Source organism: Pseudomonas fluorescens (assembly GCF_902497875.1).
GTDB lineage: Bacteria > Pseudomonadota > Gammaproteobacteria > Pseudomonadales > Pseudomonadaceae > Aquipseudomonas > Aquipseudomonas fluorescens_BR.
The window spans coordinates 201,154-223,549 of record NZ_CABVHY010000009.1 but is presented as its reverse complement, the minus strand read 5'-3'; the positions used below and the strand labels follow the sequence as shown (position 1 = coordinate 223,549).

The window sequence follows — 22,396 nt, the reverse complement described above, 5'->3', positions numbered from 1 at the left end:
ACGTTGTGGTGGTCACGACCTTGGACTGCCTGAGTGCGCAAGAGGTCTTGGCCCTTTATCGGCACCGCTGGCAGGTGGAGTTGGCGTTCAAGCGGATGAAGTCATTGCTAGGGTTATCGCGCTTGAGAAAGAAAAACCCGGAAGGCGCGAAAGCCTGGCTGCAAGGGAAATTATTAGTGGCTTGCCTTATTGAGCGGTTGATCGCCACAGGCGAGCATTTTTCCCCTGTCGAGAGCGAGGGGCATTCAAGAAAACGTGGCTCAGAGGCGTTGTCGCTGGCGTGAAATGGCCTTTATCCATTGGTTGCTTTGTAGCGTGATCAGTCCCCGCTTGTCGTTGTTTACGTGTCTTGAGAAATGGGATTACTTCAGTCGTGCACTGCGCGAATCCCCGCGAAAAAAGCGGGGATACCAGCAAGATGAGCTATGGAGCGAGAGATTTGGTTAGCGCCTATGGGGGCAAGCCCCCTCGCCACAGGGGTGTGCACCTTCCCAAGTCGGGGTCTTTAGTTTTCTGAACCCGCCCTCATCCCGCGTTGTCGACTAGGCTCTAAGCACTGCTTGATTGGCCTTGTGACGTCTTGTCTATTTTTTTGCCCGCGGGGGCGGGTGCTGCATCCTTCCGGTCACTCGTCGACTATTCAAACAGAACCCTGGAGCCTGACCATAAATAGAGAGGTGCCCCATGAGTCTGCTGCTTGAACCCTACACCATTCGTCAATTGACGCTGCTCAACCGCATCGCGGTCTCGCCGATGTGCCAATACTCCAGCGCCGATGGGCTGGCCAATGACTGGCATCTTGTTCATCTTGGCAGCCGTGCCGTAGGCGGTGCCGGGCTGGTCTTTACCGAGGCCACGGCGGTCACCGCCGAGGGGCGGATCACCGCTCAGGATCTCGGCCTGTGGAACGATGAACAGATCGAGCCGCTGCAACGCATTACCCGCTTCATTACCGCCCAGGGCGCCGTCGCCGGGATCCAACTGGCCCACGCCGGACGCAAGGCCAGCACCCATCGCCCCTGGCTGGGCAAACACGGTAGCGTCAAACCGGCCGACGGTGGCTGGACTCCGGTTGGCCCATCGCCGATTGCCTACGACCCTGAACATACCGCTCCTACACAGCTGGATGAAGGGCAGATCGCCGGCGTCATTCAAGCCTTTGTCGAGGCCGCCAAACGCGCGTTGGTCGCCGGTTTCAAAGTGGTCGAAGTGCATGCCGCCCATGGTTACCTTCTCCATCAATTTCTTTCGCCGTTGAGCAATCAACGACGCGATCAATACGGAGGCTCTTTCGAGAATCGCATTCGTCTGGTGCTGCAAGTGACGGAAGCGGTGCGCGCGGTATGGCCTGAAGAATTACCGCTGTTCGTCCGGGTATCGGCGACCGATTGGGTCGAGGACGGCTGGAACCCGGATGAAACCGTCGAGCTGGCGCGACGTCTGCATGCCTTGGGGGTAGACCTGATCGATGTGTCCTCGGGCGGTACCGCCGCGAATGCGGAGATCCCTACGGGGCCGGGTTACCAGACGCGCTTTGCCGAGCGTGTGCGCAAGGAGGCGGGCATTTCCACCGGTACCGTCGGGTTGATCACCGAGCCGGCGCAGGCGGAGCACATCTTGCGTACCTGTCAGGCCGACATCATCCTGCTGGCTCGCGAACTGCTGCGCGATCCGTATTGGCCGCTGCATGCCGATGACGATCTGGGCGGGCACAAAGCCATCTGGCCGGCGCAGTACCAACGGGCAACACACCGTGATCAGCCGATCCATGAGTCGGATTTGCGCGACTAGGTATTGGTTGGGATCTTTGCCGGCCGTACGGTCGTCATCGCGAGCAGGCTCGCTCCCACATTACTGGATCTGTGTCATTTCACCATGATGTGATCGACGCAGAACTGGTGTGGGAGCGAGCCTGCTCGCGATGGGGCCGGTTCAGACCCCGACTATAAGCCTGATCCCATCAAGGGTATTTACGCTTGTCCGGCGCCGGCGGGAAGTACTGATACAACCAGGTCTCGCTCAACGTCCGGTCATGGGTACGGATGAACAGCCGCAACTCCACGGGAGCCACGCTATCGTCGGTGGGGTACCAGTCGAAGATCACGCGGTAACCCTTGATGTCTTCAAGCGGCAGCACGGTGAAGTCCTTTACCTGACCGTTCGACGCCGTGAGGATCGGCTCGATGCTCGTGCCCTCGGCTAGGCGCTCCAGACCGCCGCCGGTAAAGTCCACGGCAAAACGCCGCGCCCAGACCTCGGGGTAATGCTCGCCCGGCGCCCAGCCTTCGATAAAACCGCCCATGCCCGAGCGTGTCGCGTTGACCCGCGCCAGCGGTGTGCTGACCGGTGGCAGGGGGCTCCAGTAGAGTTTGTAGGCGTAGTTCAGGGATTCGCCTGCCGTGACGGGTTTTTTCGGTGTCCAGAAAGCCACGATATTATCGAGGGTTTCGCCCGTGGTCGAGAGTTCCAGCAGGTTGATAGAGCCTTCGCCCCAGGCGGTGGTTGGCTCGACCCAAAGACTCGGGCGGCGGTGGTACCAGTCCACGGTGTCCTGATAAGTGTCGAACTCGTGATCGGTCTGGACCAGGCCAAAGCCTTTTGGATCGGTATCGGCAAAGGCATTGAACTGCAGCGTTGCCGGGTTATTCAGCGGCCGGCAGATCCACTCGCCGTTGCCGCGCCACATGGCCAGACGGTCGGAGTCGTGAATTTCTGGATGAATGGTGTCGCACATGCGCCGTTCGTGGGTGCCGCAGCTGAACATGCTGGTCATCGGCGCGATGCCCAGTTGCTCGATGGCGGTGCGCGCATTGATGTGCGCGTCAATCGCCATCACCACCTGATTGGCCTGGCAGTCGATATCAAAGCGATAGGCTCCGGTGGCGCTGGGCGAGTCGAGCAGGGCGTACACCACAAAGCGCGTGCTGTCCTTGTCCGGCGTTACGAACCAGAACTTGGTGAAGTCGGGAAACTCCTCTTGGCGCTTGGCGTAAGTGTCGATCGCCAGCCCGCGGGCGGACAAACCGTACTGGCCGTCGGGACCCATCGCGCGGAAATAGCTGGCGCCGAGGAAGGACACCTCATCGTGCTTGTCCAGCTCCGGGGCTTTGAACAGCTGGAACCCGGCGAAACCCAGGTCACCCTTGAGCTGGTTAGTGTCGACCGTGGTTTTCGAATAGTTGAACAACGATGGCCGAAAGTGCACTTCACTCGACTGGCGGGTCTTGGGATCGACGCTGAACATGCGCACCGGTTGCTTGAAGCCCATACCGACATGGAAAAACCGCACGTCCAGTTGACCGTTCAGCTTGTTCCACAGCGAATGATTACCATCGTACTTGATCGCGTTGAATTGCAGCGGAGCCATATTGGCGAGGGTGGGCGGCAATACCTGCTTGGTATCCACGTAACGGCTGCCTGCCAGTTCTTTGGCTTGAGCCTTCAAAGCCTCGAAGTCGAATGTCTTTGCCTCGCCATCGGCGGTGTCGGTGCCGGCCCAGGCGTGGGCGGCCAGCAGCCCGCTGGCCGAGAGACCGGTATAGGCGGCAATGGCCATGGAGGCTTTGAGCAGATTCCTGCGGTGCATAAGTACAACCTGTCTTGGATGATCCCGCGCCGTTCCTTGCTGCGTGATGGATCGAAATTGAGGTTCGGACATGCCTTCGGCCAAACGCAACGGACTCTTAAACAGATGCCAAATAGCTTAAACCGTTCGGTTGTAGAGAAAAAATGATTGATGGCACAGCGATTGCGCGGTAACAAAACAAGGCATATCGGTAAAATTTTCCGACAGTACTTTCTGTTTTACAGGGCATTTCTGCTTTTTTTGACTAATTACTCTAAAAACCCCTGTTCACCGCGCAGATACTTCCTATTCTAGTACTCATATCCGGTTTTGGCCCTTCAGGCCGGTGGGTTTCAGCAGAGGGTTGGCGTTACGCCGCTACTGAAAAAAAACGTTAGGGCGATGAGGTGTCTGGAGTTTTCTTTGACGTGCAGGGGACATCGTCCATGTCGAAAATACAGGGTATTGCCGGTTTTTTTGCTCTTGTTTGTGGTTTGAACATCTCGCGAAAGTCGCGTCGACTCAGTTTGGAGGAGGTGAAGCTGGTCGAGCAATATCGCGCATTGTCGGAGAGCGATCGCATTGCCATGCGGTATCTGGTGGATGCGATGAGGAGTGTTTCGCGGTTTTAGGGAGGGGATGGCCTTAAAGGCTGAGGGGGCTGGATCATGCCCCCTGATTTAGGTGATTTTTCCGAATGGCTGAGGTGAAGCGTCTGACGATGAGCGGCGGTTGCGCGCTCGTCAGCTCGGTATTACTTTTGTTTTTGTAGTAATACCCAAGTAGAGATTTATGTCGACCACTATGACCAGTAAGGGCCAGGTAACCATTCCCAAGCCCATTCGTGATGCGTTGCATCTGACTCCCGGCTCGGCGATTGAATTCAGCGTCAATGCCCAGGGAGAAGTGGTTTTGCACCGTGGCGAGCTCAAACCGGGGAAGCCGGCACAGCAGGATAGATTTGAGGCCGTGCGTGGCAAAGCGGATATCAAGTGGCGAACCGACGAGTTGATGGCGTTGTTGCGTGGTGAAGACTGATGCTGTTGGTCGACACAAACGTATTGATCGATGTCCTGGCGGATGACCCGACTTGGGCCGACTGGTCGATTCAACAGCTTCGCGCCCAATCCCAGGTTCATGAGTTGGTCATTAATCCGATTATCTATGCCGAGCTGTCGCAAACGTTTTCTACGTTGGAAGCGTTGGATGCAGTCGTCGCGAAGCTGGGACTGTTGATACACGAGGTACCACGACCTGCCTTGTTTTTGGCGGGCAAAGCCTTCGTTCGCTATCGGAAGGTGGGTGGCAGTAAAAACAATGTGCTGGCTGACTTTTTTATTGGCGCTCATGCAGCGACAGAGGAGCTGACGTTGCTGACCCGTGATGCCAAACGCTATCGCAGCTACTTTCCGAGCGTTGAGTTGATCGTTCCGGCATGAAGAGTTCGCAAGTTCAGTGTGGATCTACCAGTACTCGGCGCGCTCCGTTCGCTGATGCAAGATCCGCAATACCTGTATCTGACCGTGCATCAGACGATAGGGCGCGATAAACGGATAGTGGCTCAGAACGAGTTCACGCACATCCGGCACCACTGAAGGTCGGCCACATCCCGGGAACAGTTCCAGCTGGCGGAACAATTCAAGAATGTCTGCCATGACATCGTTGGCTGCACCAAAGCCAATCAAGCCACAGTAGTACTCATGGATAGCTTCAAGATCGCTTTCAGCTTTCTCGGTCAGTGCGACTCTCGGCACGTTTTGCCCACTTAGCCTTTACGGCGTCCAGATCGGTCAGTTTGCCAGCGTCGGCATCGGCTATGCCTTCGCTGATGGCTTGCAGATGCCAGGACTCGGCTTCCACATAACGAACCAGTGCACGTTTGAGATGGTACTGGCGGTCGCGATCGGTCGCGGCTGCAAGCTGATCCAGTTGCTGGGCAAGGACCTCTTCAACGCGAAAGGACAAAACGGGCGAGGCCATATGGGCGCTCCTGAAAGGGTGTATACGTTGTAGACGATGTAAACACCCTAAGCCTTGCCGAGACACCAGTCAACCGCCGCTGAATGCACTGTCGTCAGTAAACCTTAGCGGGGCGGGAGGGAAGGCGGGGTGGTTGATATGTTGCCAAATGCTTGCCTTCTTGAGTTGTCGAGTCGGGGAACCTGGTGGTGTCGGTTTGCCGGTATCGACCTTGAACCGTGGTGCCGCTATCGCGAGCAAGTCGGATCGCGCCGCTCCCACAGGTTCACCGCAGTCCCTGTGGGCTTGCCCGCGAAGCTTTTAGTGCTTGAACATCACATGCCGCACAGTGGTGTAGTCCTCCAGCCCGTACATGGACATGTCCTTGCCATAACCGGAGAGTTTCTGCCCGCCGTGGGGCATTTCGCTGACCAGCATGAAGTGCGTATTGACCCAGGTGCAGCCGTACTGCAACCGCGCCGCGAGGCGGTGGGCGCGACCGACATCGGCGGTCCAGACCGACGACGCCAGGCCGTAGACCGAATCGTTGGCCCAGGCCAGGACCTGTGCTTCGTCAGCGAATTTGGTCACTGACACTACCGGCCCGAACACTTCGCGACGGACGATCTCGTCGTCCTGTTGCGCGTCTGCCAGCACCGTCGGTTCGAAGAAGAAACCGTCGCCTTCCACCGCCTTGCCGCCGGTGATCAGGCGAATGTGCGGTTGCGCCAAGGCCCGTTCGACAAACCCGGCGACGCGGTCGCGATGCTCAGCGGTGATCAGCGGGCCGAGTTCGGTGGCCGGATCATCCTGCACGCCGTACTTGATGCTGCTGACCGCCGCACCGAGTTTCTCGACGAACTTGTCGTAGATGCCTGCCTGGGCATAGATGCGGCAGGCGGCGGTGCAATCCTGCCCGGCGTTGTAGAACCCAAAGGTGCGAATGCCTTCCACGGCGGCATCGATGTCGGCGTCGTCGAAGATGATCACCGGGGCTTTGCCGCCCAGTTCCATGTGCATGCGTTTGACGCTGTCGGCGGTGCTGGAGATGATGTTCGAACCGGTGGCGATCGAGCCGGTCAAGGACACCATGCGCACTTTCGGGTGAGTCACCAGCGGGTTGCCGACGCTGGGGCCACGGCCGAACACCAGGTTGAGCACCCCGGCCGGGAAGATCTCCGACGCCAGTTCGGCCAGGCGCAACGCGGTCAGCGGGGTCTGTTCCGACGGTTTGAGCACCACGGTATTGCCGGCGGCCAGGGCTGGGGCGATTTTCCAGGCGACCATCATCAGCGGGTAGTTCCACGGTGCGATGGAGGCCACCACGCCCACGGGATCGCGGCGGATCATCGAGGTGTGGCCCGCCAGGTATTCGCCGCTGGCCGTGCCGCTCATGCAGCGGCTGGCGCCGGCGAAGAAGCGGAACACATCGGCAATCGCCGGGATCTCGTCATTGAGCGCCGCGCTGTAGGGTTTGCCGCAGTTATCCGATTCCAGTTTGGCCAGCTCTTCGCCATGGGCCTGGATCGCATCGGCGAGTTTGAGCAGCAGCAACGAGCGCTCTCTGGCCGGGGTCTGCGACCAGCCCTCGAAGGCGGCATCGGCGGCGCAGACGGCGGCGTCGACCTGGGCTTCGCTGGCTTCGTTGATTTCCACCAGCACGCGGCCCAGCGCCGGATTGAACACAGGCTGGCTGGTGCCTTCACCGTCGACTAACTGACCGTTGATCAAGAGTTTGGTTTGCATTTCGATGCCCTCTTCAATGCGGTTCGGGGGTTGGTTATTTACCGCCGCTGCCGGCCACGCTTTCACCTCCACGAGTCAGGTAGTAGGCGCCGAGGATCGGGAACATGGTGACCAGCATGACCAACATCGCGACGACGTTGGTCACCGGTACATCCCGCGGTCGGCTGAGCTGGTTGAGCAGCCATAGCGGCAGGGTGCGTTCATGGCCGGCAGTGAAGGTGGTGACGATGATTTCGTCGAACGACAGGGCAAACGCCAGCATGCCGCCGGCCAACAATGCCGAGCCGAGGTTCGGCAGGATGATGTAGCGGAAGGTCTGCCAGCCATCGGCGCCAAGGTCCATCGAGGCCTCGATCAGGCTGTGGGAGGTGCGACGCAAGCGGGCGATGACGTTGTTGTAGACGATCACCACGCAGAAAGTCGCGTGGCCGACGATGATGGTGAACATCCCCGGTTCGATGCCCAGGGTCTTGAAGGTCGCCAGCAGGGCAATGCCGGTGATGATCCCCGGCAAGGCAATCGGCAGGATCAGCATCAGCGAGATGCCTTGTTTACCGAAAAAATCCCGCCGGTACAGCGCGGCCGACGCCAGGGTGCCGAGGACCATGGCGATCAGCGTCGCAATGGCGGCGATCTGCAGCGACAGCTTGATCGCTTCCAGCACGTCCGGCCGGGAGAAGGCCACGCTCAGCCACTTCAGGGTGAAGCCCTTGGGAGGAAAGCTGAACGCCGCGTCTTCGGTGTTGAAGGCGTAGAGGAAGATGATCAGGATCGGGAAGTGCAAGAACACCAACCCGCCCCAGGCGGCCAGGCGCAGGCCCGGGGAAGCTCGTTCCCCATGCTTTTTTGAATCAGAGCGCATCGAAGGCCCCCAGACGTTTGACAATGGACAGGTAAATGGCGATCAGCACAATCGGCACCAGGGTGAAGGCCGCGGCCATCGGCATATTGCCGATCGCACCTTGCTGGGCGTACACCATGCTGCCGACGAAATAGCCCGGCGGGCCGACCAGTTGCGGCACGATGAAGTCGCCGAGGGTCAGCGAGAAGGTAAAAATCGACCCGGCAGCAATGCCTGGGATCGACAGCGGCAGCGTGACTTGCATGAACGTCTGGCGCGGCTTGGCGCCGAGGTCGGCGGAGGCTTGCAGCAGCGACGGTGGCAGGCGCTCCAGAGCGGCCTGGATCGGCAGGATCATGAAGGGCAGCCAGATGTAGACGAACACCAGGAAACGCCCCAGATGGGAGGTGGACAAGGTACTGCCTCCAACACCCGGAATGCCGAGCACGAACTGCAACACCGGTTCCAGCCCAAGGTGCTGAACGAACCACTGCGCGACGCCGCCCTTGGCCAGCAGCAAGGTCCAGGCATACGCCTTGACGATGTAGCTGGCCCACATCGGCATCATGACCGCGATGTAGAAGAATGCCTTGGTCTTGCCGGTGGTGTAGCGCGCCATGTAGTAGGCAATGGGGAAGGCGATGATGGCGCTGGCAATCGATACCGCGACCGCCATGCCCAGGGTGCGCAGGATGATGTCGAAGTTCGACGGCTGAAACAGCGCCGCGAAGTTCGCCAGGGTCAGGTCGGGAGTGACCGCCATGGTGAAATCGTCGAAGGTGTAGAAACCCTGCCAGAGCAAGATCAGCAACGAGCCGAGATAGATCGCGCCGAACCAGAGCAGCGGCGGCACCAGCAGCATTGACAGATACAGATTGGGCCGGCGGTACAGCAGATTGGAAAACCGTCGCAACGGCGAGCTGCCGGGCGTGGTGTGGGTGATGGCCAGGCTCATGTCAGACCTCGCTCACAACGGTGTCGGTCAGGTGAATCATGGCTTCGCGGGCCCAGCGTGCGCTGATCCGTTGCCCGGGCTGATGCTGGATGCTGCTGTCCAGCCATTGATTGTTCGCCTGGCTGATGTTCAGGGTCTGGCCGTTTTCCAGTTTCAGCTCGTAACGGGTGGCGCTGCCTTGGTATTGAATGTCGTGCAGCAGGCCGCTGACTTCGATTTCGTAGCTGGCCAGCGGACCTTCGGCGAAACGCACGTGCTCCGGGCGAATCGAGAACGGCTGGTCACTGCCGCTCAACTGTCTGGCCAGGTCGCCGCGAATCACGTTGGAGGTGCCGACGAATTCGGCGACGAAAGTGGTGGCCGGTTTCATGTACAGGTGGCGCGGCGAGTCGACTTGTTCGATGCGACCCTTGTTGAATACCGCCACACGATCGGACATCGACAGTGCTTCAGTCTGGTCGTGGGTGACGAAGATAAAGGTGATGCCGAGCTGGCGCTGCAGCTTCTTCAGCTCGCCCTGCATTTGCTCGCGCAGTTTCAGGTCGAGCGCGCCCAGCGGTTCGTCGAGCAGCAACACCCGCGGGCGATTGACCAGCGCGCGAGCCAGGGCCACACGCTGGCGCTGACCACCGGAGAGTTGTGCCGGTTTGCGCTCGCCGTAACCGCCGAGGGCGACCATGCCCAAGGCTTCTTCGGCGCGGTTCAGGCGTTCGGTCTTGCCGACACCCTTGACCTTCAAACCATAGGCCACGTTGTCTTGCACATTCATGTGCGGGAACAGCGCGTAATCCTGGAATACGGTGTTCACGTCGCGTTGATAGGGTGGCAAGCCTGCGGCTTCTTTGCCGTGAATGCGGATCGAGCCGGCGCTCGGTTGTTCGAAACCGGCGATCAGGCGCAAGCAGGTGGTTTTGCCCGAGCCGGAAGGCCCGAGCATGGAAAAGAACTCGCCGTCCTGGATATCGATGGAAACCCGGTCAACGGCTTTCACCTCGCCGAACTGCCGGGAAACGTTAGTGAACTGGACTGCAAGCGTCATGGTGCGGTGCTCCAGAAAGGCGCGGCGGTGTCATCAAAAAGATCGCAGCCTGCGGCAGCTCCTACGGGATTTGCAGAAGACGCCACATTTGCGATGCCTGCGATCGGCGTAGGAGCTGCCGCAGGCTGCGATCTTTTGATCTTAAGAGAGCTTATCTACCTCCCATGATCGCGATGTAGTCCTGGGTCCAGCGGCTGTACGGCACGAATTTGCCGCCCTCGGCCTGCGGGGTTTTCCAGAAGGCCAGGTTGTCGAACTGGTCGTAACCATTGCTCGCACAACCTTCGGCGCCGAGCAGTTCACTGGCTTTGCAGCCTTCGGGCACTGCCGGCAGGGCGCCGAACCAGGCGGCGACATCACCCTGAACCTTGGGCTGCAGTGACCAATCCATCCATTTGTAAGCGCAATTCGGATGCTTGGCTTCAGCGTGCATCATGGTGGTATCTACCCACCCCGTTGCACCTTCCTTGGGAATGACCGAGGCAACGGGCTGCTTGTCGGCTACCAGACCATTGACCATGTAGCCCCATGTACTGGACGCCACCACGCCTTCGTTCTTGACGTCGCTCATCTGCACGGTTGCGTCATGCCAGTAGCGGTGAATCAGTGGTTGTTGTTTACGCAGCAGTTCGAGAGTGGCCTTGTATTGTTCTTCGTTGAGTTCGTACGGGTTCTTGATCCCCAGCTCCGGACGAGTCGACTTCAGATAGAGCGCAGCGTCGGCGATGTAAATCGGGCCGTCATAGGCCTGAACCCTGCCCTTGTTGGATTTTCCGTCTGGCAGGGTCTGCTCTTCAAAGATCACGGCCCAGCTATCAGGTGCCTGTTTGAACACATTGGTGTTGTACATCAAGAGGTTCGGCCCCCATTGATAGGGAGTGCCGTAGACCTGTTTGTTGACGACGTACCAGGGGCCGTCCTTGAGACGAGGATCGATGTTCTTCCAGTTCGGGATCAGCGCCGTATTGATCGGCTGCACACGCTTGCCGACGATCAAGCGCAAGGAAGCGTCGCCGGAAGCGGTGACCAGGTCGTAACCGCCCTTGCTCATCAGGCTGACCATCTCATCGGAGGTGGCCGCAGTTTTGACATTGATCTTGCAGCCGGTCTCTTTTTCGAAACCGGTTACCCAGTCGTAATTCTTGTCACTCTCGCCACGTTCGATATAGCCCGGCCAGGCGACGATATCCAGCTGGCCTTCGCCGGCGCCAACGGCTTTCAGCGGTTCGGCGGCCTGGACCATGAAGCCGCTGGCCAGCAGTAAAGGAGTGATTGCACTGAGCAGTGCGTTCTTATGCACGAACATGGGGTTTCCCTCTTCTTTAATTATGGTCGGGGCAGTTGTGAACGTGGTGAAGCCATGCCTGTACGGCTTGCTATTAGCGTAGTGCTGTTTTTCTACAGATGCTGGTCCTGGCGGGTCATGCGGGTTGCAGCTCTTTTTAATCAATGACCTGGCGTAGAACCACGGGTCTGCACAAGGGCCAGGCAACATCTGGAAGCACTCTTGAAAACCGGGGCAGGGCACTTCGCACTAGGCTGGTGGCCTAAATGGTCCGGTTAACCCCTGTTTCGGAGGTGGCAAATGAACACACGCGGATTGCTCGATCAGTTACTCAAGTCCGGTCAGGACTTATTGCAGAACAAGGCCGGTGGCACTCAGAACAGAACTTCGGGTTCGGACAAGGGCGCACTGGGCGGTTTGCTGGGTGGCGGTGGGTCGGGCGGCTTGGGCGGCTTGCTTTCCGGGGCTGGCGGCGGTGCGCTTGCGGCGGGTGCCATGGGCTTGTTGCTGGGCAACAAGAAAACCCGCAACCTAGGTGGCAAGGCACTGACTTATGGCGGTCTCGCCGCGCTGGGGGTCCTGGCCTACAAGGCTTACGGCAACTGGCAGGCACAGCAGGCCGGAGCGCCACAGGCCGAGCCGCAAACCCTCGATCGCCTGCCACCAGCGCAAGTTGAATTGCACAGCCAGGCGATCCTCAAGGCGCTGGTTGCCGCCGCCAAGGCCGATGGGCATGTCGATGAGCGTGAGCGAGCGTTGATCGAGGGCGAGTTCACCAAGCTGGACAACGATCAGGAACTGCAACACTGGCTGCATGCCGAACTCAACAAACCGCTGGACCCGGCCGACGTTGCCCGCGCTGCCAGCACCCCGGAAATGGCCGCCGAGATGTACATCGCCAGCGTGATGCTGGTGGATGAAGAGAGCTTCATGGAAAAGTCCTACCTGGATGAACTGGCCCGTCAGCTCAAGCTGGAACCAGGCTTGAAGGCCGAACTGGAGAAGCAGGTTCGCCAGGCTTCGCTGTAATCAGAGAAAGCGGGTGAATCGAAAAGATCGCAGCCTGCGTAGGAGCTGCCGCAGGCTGCGATCTATTTGGAACCTGCGCCACTTTCAACCCCTTCAGTAACCAATCCACGGTCCATTTCTACCGAGTCATCACTGGCGGCGTTCCCCGCGTCTGCCCCAAAGTAGCCATCCAGAGCGGCTGCCGACTTTTTCCACTCCAAGTGCGACGTGGTGCGCATCCCGCTGATAGATCAAGGCACTGCCTCGGCTATACTCCCCCGAATTTGAATGGCCCCCCGAGGACTGACTGTGAAGAACTGGACATTGCGCCACCGCATTTTGGCGAGCTTTGCGGTGATTATCGGCATCATGTTGCTGATGGTCGTGGCCTCGTATTCCCGGTTGCTGAAGATCGAGTCCTCGGAGGAGAACATACGGAACGATGCCATGCCTGGTTTGTACTTCAGCGCGATGATTCGCGGTATCTGGGTCGATAATTACATGGAGGTCGAGGAACTGTTTGGACTGCAACATGGAGCGGAGGAGGGGGCAGCGCACATTACGGACTTCAAATCCCTGGAGCAGCAAATCGAGCAGCAACTGGCGAACTATCAGCAGACCATCCATGGTCAAGCGGATCAGGCCGAGTTCGATGCCTTCAAGGCGCTGCATCAGGCTTACACCAAGACACTGGCCACTGTGCTTGAGCTGCACCATCGCGAGCAAAATACTGAAGCCGTGCGGGTTTTCAATGAAGAGTTGACCCCGATCTGGGCCGACGGTCGCAAGAAGCTCAACGAGATCATTTCCCAGAACAAGAGCGTGGCAGATCAGTCCATGGATGCCATTGATGACGCAGTGATTGAAGCCAAAATCAGCATGGGCATCTCTTTACTGATCGCGATACTGGCTGCCGGTCTGTGCGGTCTGCTGCTGATGCGCGCGATCATGGCGCCGATGAACCGCATCGTCGAAATCCTCGATATCATGCGTACCGGCGACTTGAGCGGGCGTTTGAATCTGGAGCGCAAGGACGAGTTCGGCGCGGTCGAAACCGGCTTCAACGACATGATGACCGAGCTCACGTCGCTGGTGTCCCAGGCCCAGCGCTCATCAGTGCAGGTCACCACGTCGGTCACGGAAATCGCCGCCACCTCCAAGCAACAGCAGGCTACAGCGACTGAAACCGCGGCGACCACCACTGAAATCGGCGCCACTTCGCGGGAAATCGCTGCCACCTCCCGGGATCTGGTGCGCACCATGACCGAAGTCTCCACCGCCGCCGATCAGGCCTCGGTGCTGGCCGGTTCCGGCCAGCAAGGCTTGGCACGCATGGAAGACACCATGCACTCGGTGATGGGCGCGGCCGATCTGGTCAATGCCAAGCTGGCGATCCTCAACGAGAAAGCCGGCAACATCAATCAGGTGGTGGTCACCATCGTCAAGGTCGCCGATCAGACCAACCTGCTGTCGCTCAACGCCGCCATCGAAGCCGAGAAGGCCGGTGAGTACGGCCGCGGTTTTGCGGTGGTCGCCACCGAAGTACGACGCCTGGCGGATCAGACCGCCGTGGCCACCTACGACATCGAGCAAATGGTCCGTGAGATCCAGTCGGCGGTGTCGGCCGGGGTCATGGGCATGGACAAGTTCTCCGAAGAAGTGCGCCGTGGCATGTCCGAAGTGCAGCAGGTCGGCGAGCAGCTGTCGCAGATCATTCACCAGGTGCAGGCGTTGGCTCCGCGAGTGCTGATGGTCAATGAAGGCATGCAGGCCCAGGCCACCGGCGCGGAACAGATCAACCATGCGCTGGTGCAGCTGGGTGATGCCAGCGGCCAGACTGTGGAGTCGCTGCGTCAGGCCAGTTTCGCCATCGACGAGCTGAGCCAGGTGGCGGTGGGGCTGCGTAGCGGCGTTTCGCGCTTCAAAGTCTGATGAGTGAACTCGCGGCGAAACGCGGCGTAGCATTGGCGCCTAAACATTCGTTATTTTTGCTGTTCCGCATCGGTAACGACCGCTACGCCCTGCAGGCCATCGAGGTGGCGGAAGTGCTGCCACGCCTGCCACTCAAGCCGATCGCCAAAGCCCCCTCGTGGGTCGCCGGGGTCTTCGCCTATCGGGGTGCGGTGGTGCCGGTGATCGATCTCAGCGCGCTGACTTTCGGCCAGCCGGCCCGGGCGCGCACCAGCACGCGCCTGGTGCTGGTGCACTATCGTGTGGACGCTTCGCTGCCCGGGCAATTGCTCGGGCTGATTCTTGAACAGGCCACCGATACCCTGCGCTGCGACCCGGCGGACTTTCAGCCCTATGGCCTGGACAATCGCCAGGCGCCCTATCTGGGGCCGGTGCGCGAAGATCAGCAGGGCTTGCTGCAATGGATTCGGGTCGCTGATTTGCTCGACGCCGAGGTCCGTGCGCTGCTGTTCCCGTCGCCACCTCTGGATCTCGCTCGGCTTGAGGAGCGCTCATGAGCAGCGACCAGCGCTTTTTCGATTTCCTCAAGGAGCGCATCGGCCTGGACGTGGCGTCCGTGGGGCCGGCGATCATCGAGCGTGCGGTGCGCCAGCGAACCAGTGCCCAACAGGCGCTGACTGCTGATGAGTACTGGCACGCACTGCAAGGTTCAGGTGATGAGCAGCTGGCGCTGATCGAAGCAGTGATTGTCCCGGAAACCTGGTTTTTCCGTTACCCGGAATCTTTCGCGACCCTGGCCAGACTGGCGGTGGCGCGTCTGGCCGAAATCAACAACATGAGGGCCTTGCGGATCCTCAGCCTGCCGTGTTCCACCGGCGAAGAACCCTATTCGATTGCCATGGCCCTGCTCGATGCCGGTCTGGCGCCTCATCAGTTCAAGGTCGAAGGGCTGGATGTCAGCCCTTTGTCGGTGGAGCGGGCCAAACGCGCGATCTACGGCAAGAATTCATTTCGCGGGCTGGACAGCGATTTTCGTGAACGTCACTTCAGCAATGAGGCTGACGGTTATCACCTCAGTCAGCGGGTGCGCGAGCAGGTTCGTCTGCAGGTGGGCAATCTGCTGGATCCGGCCCTGCTGGCCAATGAGCCGGCCTATGACTTTGTGTTCTGCCGCAATCTGCTGATTTACTTTGATCAGCCGACTCAGCGGCAGGTGTTTGAAGTGCTCAAGCGCCTGACCCATGTCGACGGCGTGCTCTTTATCGGCCCGGCCGAGGGCAGTCTGCTGGGACGTCTGGGCATGCGCTCGATCGGTATTGCCCAATCCTTTGCCTTCAGTCGGCACACCGAGCCTGAACCCGAACCGCTGCCGGTCTTTGTTCCGTCGCCGTTACCGGTGCGCCAGCCAATACACAGTGTGGTGCCGCCCCCGCGTCGCCGACCCTTCGCCAGCGTTGCGCCAACGACCAGGCCTGGCCTGACGGGTGCTGCGCCGATTGATGCCGCTACCTTGCTTGCCAACATCGCCGCGCTGGCCAATGCAGGCAAAAGCGCTGAGGCCCGCGCCGCTTGCGAGCAGTACCTGCGCAGCCATGAGCCGGTGGCTCAAGTATTTTACTGGCTGGGTTTGCTCAGCGATGTCGCCGGCAGTGTGCTGGAGGCTCAAGGTTTCTATCGCAAAGCCCTGTATCTGCAGCCGCAACACCCGGAAGCCTTGATGCACCTGGCGATATTGCTGGCGTCCCAGGGGGACGCGGCGGGTGCCCGTCGATTGCAGGAACGCGCTGCTCGTAGCGAGCGCGCCGCTGACAGTGAGCGTAAACGATGAGCCGTTCTGTTTCGTTGCACGTGACCCGGGAGGATGCGCAGGCCATCGATGACTGCTGGAGCCGCATCGGTATCCGCGGTGACAGATCCTGCCCGTTGTTGGCCGAACATATTCACTGTCGCAATTGCGCGGTGTATTCAGCTGCCGCAACCCGCCTGCTCGATCGTTATGCCTTGCAACAGGAAGACCATCAGCAGTCGATCGCTGTCGAGAACGATGTCGTCACTCGCTCGCTGTTGGTATTTCGCCTGGGCGAAGAGTGGCTGGCACTGGTGACTCGCTGCCTGGTCGAGGTGGCGCCGTTGCAGCCGATACACTCCTTGCCGCATCAGCGTTCACGGGCGCTGTTGGGCGTGGCGAATGTGCGCGGAGCCCTGGTCGCCTGCCTGTCACTGGTGGAATTGCTGGGGCTGGAGGCTACCGGCGCGGTTGCCTCCGGGACGCGGGTCATGCCGCGTATGCTGATCATTGCCGCCCAGGGTGGCCCGGTGGTGGTGCCCGTGGATGAAGTTGACGCAATTCACGCTATTGATGAACGCACCTTGAACGCAGCCTCCAGCTCCGGCTCGCAAGCCAGCGGCAAATACACCCGGGGTGTCTTGCAATTCAAAGGGCGCAGCTTGCGCTGGCTGGATGAAGAACAGTTGTTGTCCGCCGTGACCCGGAGCCTCGCATGACCCCCGATCAAATGCGCGACGCCTCGTTGCTGGAGCTGTTCAGCCTGGAAGCCGAAGCGCAAACCCAGGTGCTCAGCGCTGGCCTGCTGGCACTGGAACGCAACCCGACCCAGGCCGATCAACTGGAAGCCTGCATGCGTGCGGCGCATTCGCTGAAGGGCGCCGCACGGATTGTCGGGGTCGACGCCGGGGTCAGCGTGGCGCATGTGATGGAGGATTGCCTGGTCAGCGCCCAGGAAGGTCGCCTGCACCTGCAGCCCGAACATATCGACGCCTTGCTGCAAGGCACCGACTTTTTGCTGCGTATCGCGACGCCGGGCAGCGATAACGTGGGGCCGAGCGATATCGAGCGCTATGTCGCCTTGATGGGCCGGCTGCTCGATCCGGCTGCGATGCATGCCAGAGGGGCCGCGCCCAGCATTGAACCGGTCACGCTGGCGATGGCCGAGCTGCAACTCGAGCTACCCCGTGCCGAGTTGGAGTTGTTGTTGGAACCAGGACCCATGCTTGCCGCGCCCGGCGAAGCGCCGCGCAACAGCCGGCGCGTCACCGAGGGTGGCGAACGAGTGCTGCGGGTGACCGCCGAACGCTTGAACAGTCTGCTCGATCTGTCGAGCAAGTCCCTGGTGGAAACCCAGCGTCTCAAGCCCTGGCTGGCAACCCTGCAACGCCTCAAGCGCATGCAGGGCAACAGCCTGCGCGCCCTGGAAAGCCTCAACGTCCACCTCAAAGAGCACGAACTGAGCCTCGAAGCCCAGGAACATCTGGCCGATGCCCGCCGCCTGCTCGCCGAGTCCCAGCAACTGCTGGCGGAGAAAACCGCGGAACTGGATGAGTTCGGCTGGCACGCCAGCCAGCGCGCTCAAGTCTTGTATGACACGGCGCTGGCCTGCCGCATGCGGCCGTTCGCCGATGTGCTGGCCGGGCAGGAACGAATGGTCCGCGATCTGGGGCGCAGTCTGGGCAAGCAGGTGCGGTTGGAGATCGAGGGTGACAAGACCCAGGTTGACCGCGATGTGCTGGAAAAACTCGAAGCGCCGCTGACCCATTTGTTGCGCAATGCCGTGGATCACGGCATCGAGTCCCCCGAACAACGGCTGCTGGCCGGTAAACCTGCCGAAGGTCTGATTCGTCTGCGCGCGTCTCATCAGGCCGGGCTGCTGGTGCTGGAGCTGAGCGACGACGGCAACGGCGTCGACCTGGAGCAGGTCCGCCACAGCGTTGTGCAGCGCCAATTATCACCGGCCGAGACCGCCGCCCGGTTGAGCGAAGAAGAACTGCTGACCTTCCTGTTCCTGCCGGGCTTCAGTCTGCGTGACAAGGTCACCGAAGTCTCCGGCCGCGGCGTCGGTCTGGATGCGGTGCAGCACATGGTCCGGCAATTACGCGGCGCCGTGGTGCTGGAGCAAACGGCGGGCGAGGGCAGCCGCTTTCATCTTGAAGTGCCACTGACCCTGTCGGTGGTGCGCAGTCTGGTGGTGGAAGTCGCCGACGAGGCCTATGCCTTCCCGCTGGCGCACATCGAACGCATGTGCGACCTGGAGCCGGAGGCGATCGTGCAAGTCGAAGGCCGTCAGCACTTCTGGCACGAAGGCCGGCATGTCGGCCTGGTCGCGGCCAGCCAGTTGTTGCAGCGCCCGGCGGCCCAGGGCAGCGAGCAAACCCTCAAGGTGGTGGTGATTCGCGAGCGCGACGCGGTGTATGGCGTGGCCGTCGAGCGGTTTATCGGCGAGCGCACACTGGTGGTGCTGCCCCTCGATGATCGCCTGGGCAAGATTCAGGACATTTCCGCCGGGGCGCTGCTGGACGATGGCTCCGTGGTGCTGATTATCGACGTCGAAGACATGCTGCGCTCAGTGGATAAACTGCTGAACACCGGCCGACTGGAGCGGATCGCCCGGCACCCGCATCAGGTGGTGGAGATCGCCCGCAAACGCATTCTGGTGGTCGACGACTCGCTGACCGTGCGCGAGTTGCAGCGCAAACTGTTGCTCAACCGCGGCTATGACGTGGCGGTGGCGGTAGACGGCATGGACGGTTGGAACGCCTTGCGCGGCGAAGACTTCGATCTGCTGATCACCGATATCGATATGCCGCGCATGGATGGCATTGAATTGGTCGCCCTGTTGCGTCGCGATACTCGCTTGCAGTCGCTGCCGGTGATGGTGGTTTCCTACAAGGATCGCGAAGAAGACCGCCGTCGTGGGCTGGACGCCGGGGCCGACTATTATCTAGCCAAAGCCAGTTTTCATGACGACGCTTTGCTGGATGCGGTAGTGGAACTCATTGGAGGAGCTCGGGCATGAAGATCGCTATCGTCAACGATATGCCCATGGCCGTGGAAGCCTTGCGCAGAGCCCTGGCGTTCGAGCCGGCGCACGAAGTGGTCTGGGTCGCGAGTAATGGTGCCGAGGCAGTGAAACAGTGCGCCGAACTGACCCCTGACCTGATCCTGATGGATTTGATCATGCCGGTGATGGATGGCGTGGAGGCGACCCGGCGGATCATGGCCGAGAGCCCGTGCGCCATCGTGATCGTGACCGTCGACCGCCAGCAGAACGTCCATCGAGTGTTCGAGGCCATGGGCTTTGGCGCGCTGGATGTGGTCGACACGCCGGTCGTCGGCGCCGGTAATGCGAAAGAAGCCGCGGCGCTACTGCTGCGCAAGATCCTCAATATCGGCTGGCTGATCGGCCAGAGCGACCGCCAGGTACGTTCGGCACCGACACCGTTGTGCAGCATGGTGCAGCGAAAGAGCCTGGTGGCCATCGGCTCTTCCGCTGGCGGGCCGGCGGCGCTGGAAATCCTCCTCAAAGGCCTGCCTCGGGATTTTTCAGCGGCCATTGTGCTGGTTCAGCATGTTGACCAGGTGTTCGCCGCGGGCATGGCCGAATGGTTAAGCAGTGCCTCGGGTTTGACGGTGCGCCTGGCGCAACAGGGGGAACAGCCGCAGGGTGGCACCGTGCTGCTGGCTGGCACCAACCACCATATTCGCTTGTTGAAGAACGGTACGCTGGCTTATACCGCTGAACCGGTCAACGAGATCTATCGACCCTCGATCGACGTGTTCTTCGAGAGCGTGGCCAGTTACTGGAACGGCGATGCGGTTGGCGTATTACTGACCGGCATGGGCCGTGATGGTGCTCAGGGCCTCAAGTTGATGCGCCAGCAGGGTTTCCTGACCATCGCCCAGGACCAGCGCAGCAGTGCGGTGTATGGGATGCCCAAAGCCGCGGCGGCGATCGACGCCGCCGTGGAAATTCGTCCGCTGGACAAGATTGCGCCCCGACTGCTGGAAATATTTGCCAAATGACTGACCACACAGCAGTCCTGGCAAGCCTAGAAACTCAGGTGACCACTGATGAATGATTTACAGCTCGACGATTTCAAAACCGATGAAAATGCCGCGATGGTGCTGTTGGTCGATGACCAGGCAATGATCGGTGAAGCAGTGCGGCGCGGGCTGGCCAGCGAAGAGAACATCGACTTCCACTTTTGCTCCGATCCGCATCAGGCGATCGCCCAGGCTGTGCGCATCAAGCCGACGGTGATCCTCCAGGACCTGGTCATGCCCGGGCTGGACGGCCTGACGCTGGTGCGTGAATACCGCAACCACCCGGCGACCAGGAATATTCCGATCATCGTGCTGTCGACCAAGGAAGACCCCTTGATCAAAAGCGCCGCATTTGCCGCTGGCGCCAACGATTATCTGGTCAAACTGCCGGACAACATCGAACTGGTGGCGCGGATCCGCTATCACTCGCGCTCCTACATGACCCTGTTGCAACGCGATGCCGCCTATCGCGCCTTGCGGGTCAGCCAGCAGCAGTTGCTCGACACCAACCTGGTGTTGCAGCGCCTGATGAACTCCGACGGCCTGACCGGGTTGTCCAATCGCCGGCACTTCGATGAGTACCTCGAGCTGGAATGGCGGCGATGCCTGCGCGATCAGACGCAACTGTCGCTACTGATGATCGATGTCGACTACTTCAAGTTGTACAACGACAGTTTCGGTCATCTGGAGGGCGATGAAGCCCTGCGCAAGGTTGCCACCGCCATTCGTGACGTCAGCGGCCGACCGTCGGACCTGCCGGCCCGTTACGGCGGCGAGGAGTTCGTCCTGGTGCTGCCCAACACTTCACCGGGCGGCGCGCGGATGGTCGCCGAAAAATTGCGCCAGACCGTGGCTGCACTGAAGATTCCACATATCTTCCCGGCTGAAGACGCGAACCTGACCATCAGCATCGGCCTGTCGACCATAACCCCGCAGCAGGGCAGCAATTGTCGGCAACTGATCTCGGCCGCCGACAAAGGTTTGTACCTGGCGAAGAACAATGGGCGCAATCAGGTGGGGATTGAATGAAATAGGGGGGGCATCGGCCAAGCGGGCTGCCGTGGCGGCCTGACTACGGTATACTCGTCGGCTTTCAAAAGTTCGCCAACGAGTGCTGCCCGCCATGGAAATCAACCCGATCCTTAACAGTATCAAGGACCTGTCCGAGCGCTCCGAAACTATTCGGGGGTTTCTTTGACTACGATCAAAAGCATGAGCGTCTGACCGAAGTCAATCGCGAGCTTGAAGATCCGAGTGTCTGGAACAACCCTGAATACGCCCAGAATCTAGGCCGCGAGCGTTCCTTGCTGGCCCAGATCGTCGATACCCTCGATGAAATGTCCAGCGGTCTGGTCGATGCCAAAGACCTGCTGTTGATGTCTGCCGAGGAAGAAGACCAGGCCGCTGTAGACGACGTTGCCGCCGAAGTCGAGCGTCTGCGCGAATCCCTCGAGAAGCTCGAGTTCCGCCGGATGTTCAGCGGCGAGATGGATCCCAACAACGCTTATCTGGACATTCAGTCCGGTTCTGGCGGCACCGAAGCCCAGGACTGGGCCAACATCCTGCTGCGCATGTACCTGCGCTGGGCGGATAAACGCGGTTTCGAAGCGACCATCATGGAGCTGTCCGCCGGTGAAGTCGCCGGGATCAAGGGCGCGACCGTGCATATCAAGGGTGAATACGCCTTTGGCTGGCTGCGCACCGAAATCGGCGTGCACCGTCTGGTACGCAAAAGCCCGTACGACTCCGGCAACCGTCGTCACACCTCGTTCTCGGCGGTTTTCGTTTCGCCGGAAATCGATGACAACATCGAAATCGACATCAACCCGTCCGACCTGCGGATCGATACCTATCGCTCCTCCGGTGCCGGTGGTCAGCACGTAAACACCACCGACTCGGCGGTCCGTATCACCCACGTACCGTCCAACACCGTGGTCTGCTGCCAGAACGAGCGCTCCCAGCACGCGAACAAAGACACCGCGATGAAAATGTTGCGGGCGCGCTTGTACGAACAGGAAGTGCAGAAGCGCAACGCTGCTTCGCAAGCCCTGGAAGACACCAAGTCGGATATCGGCTGGGGCCATCAGATCCGTTCGTACGTGCTCGACCAGTCGCGGATCAAGGATCTGCGCACTAACATCGAGCGCAGCGACTGCGACAAAGTGCTCGACGGCGATATCGACGAATACCTGATCGCCAGCCTCAAGCAAGGGCTGTAATCGGGTAACACCGGAAATCTGCGGAGCCA

Annotated in this window: 22 protein-coding genes; 14 read left to right on the top strand and 8 right to left on the bottom strand. The window is 60.2% G+C overall.

All coding sequences use genetic code 11. The features are described from left to right. Window positions 1–284: transposase (locus F8N85_RS11500; protein ID WP_150803739.1), on the top strand; the 284-nt coding region annotated here is incomplete at its 5' end. Between the two features lie 400 nt (window positions 285–684). After that, window positions 685–1,791: an NADH:flavin oxidoreductase/NADH oxidase gene (locus F8N85_RS11495; protein ID WP_150803738.1), complete on the top strand. Its 1,107-nt coding sequence runs from the start codon at window positions 685–687 to the stop codon at window positions 1,789–1,791. Between the two features lie 169 nt (window positions 1,792–1,960). On the opposite strand, the gene F8N85_RS11490 is transcribed toward F8N85_RS11495, so the two are convergent. Then, entirely contained in the window at window positions 1,961–3,586 is a 1,626-nt protein-coding gene (locus tag F8N85_RS11490; protein ID WP_150803737.1) for a glucan biosynthesis protein D, read from the bottom strand. Window positions 3,587–4,011: 425 nt separating this feature from the next. On the opposite strand from F8N85_RS11490, the gene F8N85_RS34920 reads away from it, so the two are divergent. The 3 genes from F8N85_RS34920 to F8N85_RS11475 all read left to right on the top strand — a co-directional run bounded on the left by F8N85_RS34920 (window position 4,012) and on the right by F8N85_RS11475 (window position 5,004). Continuing rightward, a complete protein-coding gene (locus F8N85_RS34920) occupies window positions 4,012–4,197 on the top strand; it encodes a hypothetical protein (RefSeq protein WP_150803736.1) in 186 nt (61 codons plus the stop codon). 160 nt (window positions 4,198–4,357) lie between these two features. Further along, a complete protein-coding gene (locus F8N85_RS11480; RefSeq protein ID WP_150803735.1) occupies window positions 4,358–4,603 on the top strand; it encodes an AbrB/MazE/SpoVT family DNA-binding domain-containing protein in 246 nt (81 codons plus the stop codon). Beyond that, a complete protein-coding gene (locus F8N85_RS11475) occupies window positions 4,603–5,004 on the top strand; it encodes a type II toxin-antitoxin system VapC family toxin (protein ID WP_150803734.1) in 402 nt (133 codons plus the stop codon). The genes F8N85_RS11480 and F8N85_RS11475 overlap by 1 nt, the downstream gene beginning before the upstream one ends. 24 nt (window positions 5,005–5,028) lie before the next feature. Here F8N85_RS11475 and F8N85_RS11470 read toward each other — a convergent pair whose 3' ends face one another. The 7 genes from F8N85_RS11470 to ydcS form a co-directional block, all read right to left on the bottom strand. Further along, on the bottom strand, window positions 5,029–5,319 hold the full coding sequence (locus F8N85_RS11470) for a type II toxin-antitoxin system RelE/ParE family toxin (RefSeq protein ID WP_150803733.1): 291 nt from the start codon (window positions 5,317–5,319) through the stop codon (window positions 5,029–5,031). Continuing rightward, window positions 5,288–5,545, bottom strand: a complete 258-nt coding sequence (locus F8N85_RS11465) for a CopG family ribbon-helix-helix protein (protein ID WP_150803732.1) — start codon at window positions 5,543–5,545, stop codon at window positions 5,288–5,290. The genes F8N85_RS11470 and F8N85_RS11465 overlap by 32 nt, the downstream gene beginning before the upstream one ends. Before the next feature lie 300 nt (window positions 5,546–5,845). Further along, window positions 5,846–7,270 (bottom strand): gamma-aminobutyraldehyde dehydrogenase, encoded by a 1,425-nt coding sequence (locus tag F8N85_RS11460; protein WP_150803731.1) that lies wholly within the window; start codon window positions 7,268–7,270, stop codon window positions 5,846–5,848. Window positions 7,271–7,304: 34 nt separating this feature from the next. Beyond that, on the bottom strand, window positions 7,305–8,132 hold the full coding sequence (locus F8N85_RS11455) for an ABC transporter permease (RefSeq protein WP_150803730.1): 828 nt from the start codon (window positions 8,130–8,132) through the stop codon (window positions 7,305–7,307). Next, window positions 8,122–9,066: an ABC transporter permease gene (locus F8N85_RS11450; protein WP_150803729.1), complete on the bottom strand. Its 945-nt coding sequence runs from the start codon at window positions 9,064–9,066 to the stop codon at window positions 8,122–8,124. The genes F8N85_RS11455 and F8N85_RS11450 overlap by 11 nt, the downstream gene beginning before the upstream one ends. Window position 9,067: 1 nt before the next feature. Continuing rightward, window positions 9,068–10,105, bottom strand: a complete 1,038-nt coding sequence (locus F8N85_RS11445; RefSeq protein ID WP_150803728.1) for an ABC transporter ATP-binding protein — start codon at window positions 10,103–10,105, stop codon at window positions 9,068–9,070. A gap of 151 nt (window positions 10,106–10,256) precedes the next feature. Beyond that, window positions 10,257–11,411, bottom strand: a complete 1,155-nt coding sequence (gene ydcS, locus F8N85_RS11440) for a putative ABC transporter substrate-binding protein YdcS (RefSeq protein ID WP_150803727.1) — start codon at window positions 11,409–11,411, stop codon at window positions 10,257–10,259. A gap of 279 nt (window positions 11,412–11,690) precedes the next feature. Between ydcS and F8N85_RS11435 the strand changes: the two genes are divergently transcribed. From F8N85_RS11435 to prfB, 9 genes are all read left to right on the top strand, one after another. Beyond that, window positions 11,691–12,419: a tellurite resistance TerB family protein gene (locus F8N85_RS11435; RefSeq protein ID WP_150803726.1), complete on the top strand. Its 729-nt coding sequence runs from the start codon at window positions 11,691–11,693 to the stop codon at window positions 12,417–12,419. A 288-nt stretch (window positions 12,420–12,707) separates the two neighbouring features. Beyond that, the gene (locus tag F8N85_RS11430; protein WP_150803725.1) at window positions 12,708–14,330 is read left to right on the top strand and encodes a methyl-accepting chemotaxis protein; all 1,623 of its coding nucleotides are present in this window, start codon (window positions 12,708–12,710) and stop codon (window positions 14,328–14,330) included. After that, complete coding sequence (locus F8N85_RS11425) at window positions 14,330–14,866, top strand: chemotaxis protein CheW (protein ID WP_150803724.1); 537 nt, start codon at window positions 14,330–14,332, stop codon at window positions 14,864–14,866. Before F8N85_RS11430 ends, F8N85_RS11425 begins: the two co-directional genes overlap by 1 nt. Next, window positions 14,863–16,137 carry a CheR family methyltransferase gene (locus tag F8N85_RS11420; RefSeq protein ID WP_150803723.1) on the top strand — a complete coding sequence of 425 codons (1,275 nt, stop codon included), beginning with the start codon at window positions 14,863–14,865 and terminating at the stop codon, window positions 16,135–16,137. The genes F8N85_RS11425 and F8N85_RS11420 overlap by 4 nt, the downstream gene beginning before the upstream one ends. Further along, the gene (locus tag F8N85_RS11415; protein ID WP_150803722.1) at window positions 16,134–16,814 is read left to right on the top strand and encodes a chemotaxis protein CheW; all 681 of its coding nucleotides are present in this window, start codon (window positions 16,134–16,136) and stop codon (window positions 16,812–16,814) included. Before F8N85_RS11420 ends, F8N85_RS11415 begins: the two co-directional genes overlap by 4 nt. Next, window positions 16,811–19,120, top strand: a complete 2,310-nt coding sequence (locus F8N85_RS11410; RefSeq protein WP_150803721.1) for a hybrid sensor histidine kinase/response regulator — start codon at window positions 16,811–16,813, stop codon at window positions 19,118–19,120. The genes F8N85_RS11415 and F8N85_RS11410 overlap by 4 nt, the downstream gene beginning before the upstream one ends. Next, window positions 19,117–20,127 (top strand): chemotaxis response regulator protein-glutamate methylesterase, encoded by a 1,011-nt coding sequence (locus F8N85_RS11405; protein ID WP_150803720.1) that lies wholly within the window; start codon window positions 19,117–19,119, stop codon window positions 20,125–20,127. The genes F8N85_RS11410 and F8N85_RS11405 overlap by 4 nt, the downstream gene beginning before the upstream one ends. A gap of 48 nt (window positions 20,128–20,175) precedes the next feature. Then, window positions 20,176–21,177, top strand: coding sequence for a response regulator (locus F8N85_RS11400; RefSeq protein WP_150803719.1), 1,002 nt, complete (start codon window positions 20,176–20,178; stop codon window positions 21,175–21,177). Between the two features lie 94 nt (window positions 21,178–21,271). Then, window positions 21,272–22,367 (top strand): peptide chain release factor 2 gene (prfB, locus tag F8N85_RS11395; protein WP_150803718.1). Its coding sequence is split into 2 segments (ribosomal slippage): window positions 21,272–21,343 and window positions 21,345–22,367, totalling 1,095 coding nucleotides; the frame shifts between segments, so codons are not numbered across the junction. The last annotated feature ends 29 nt before the right edge of the window (window positions 22,368–22,396 follow it).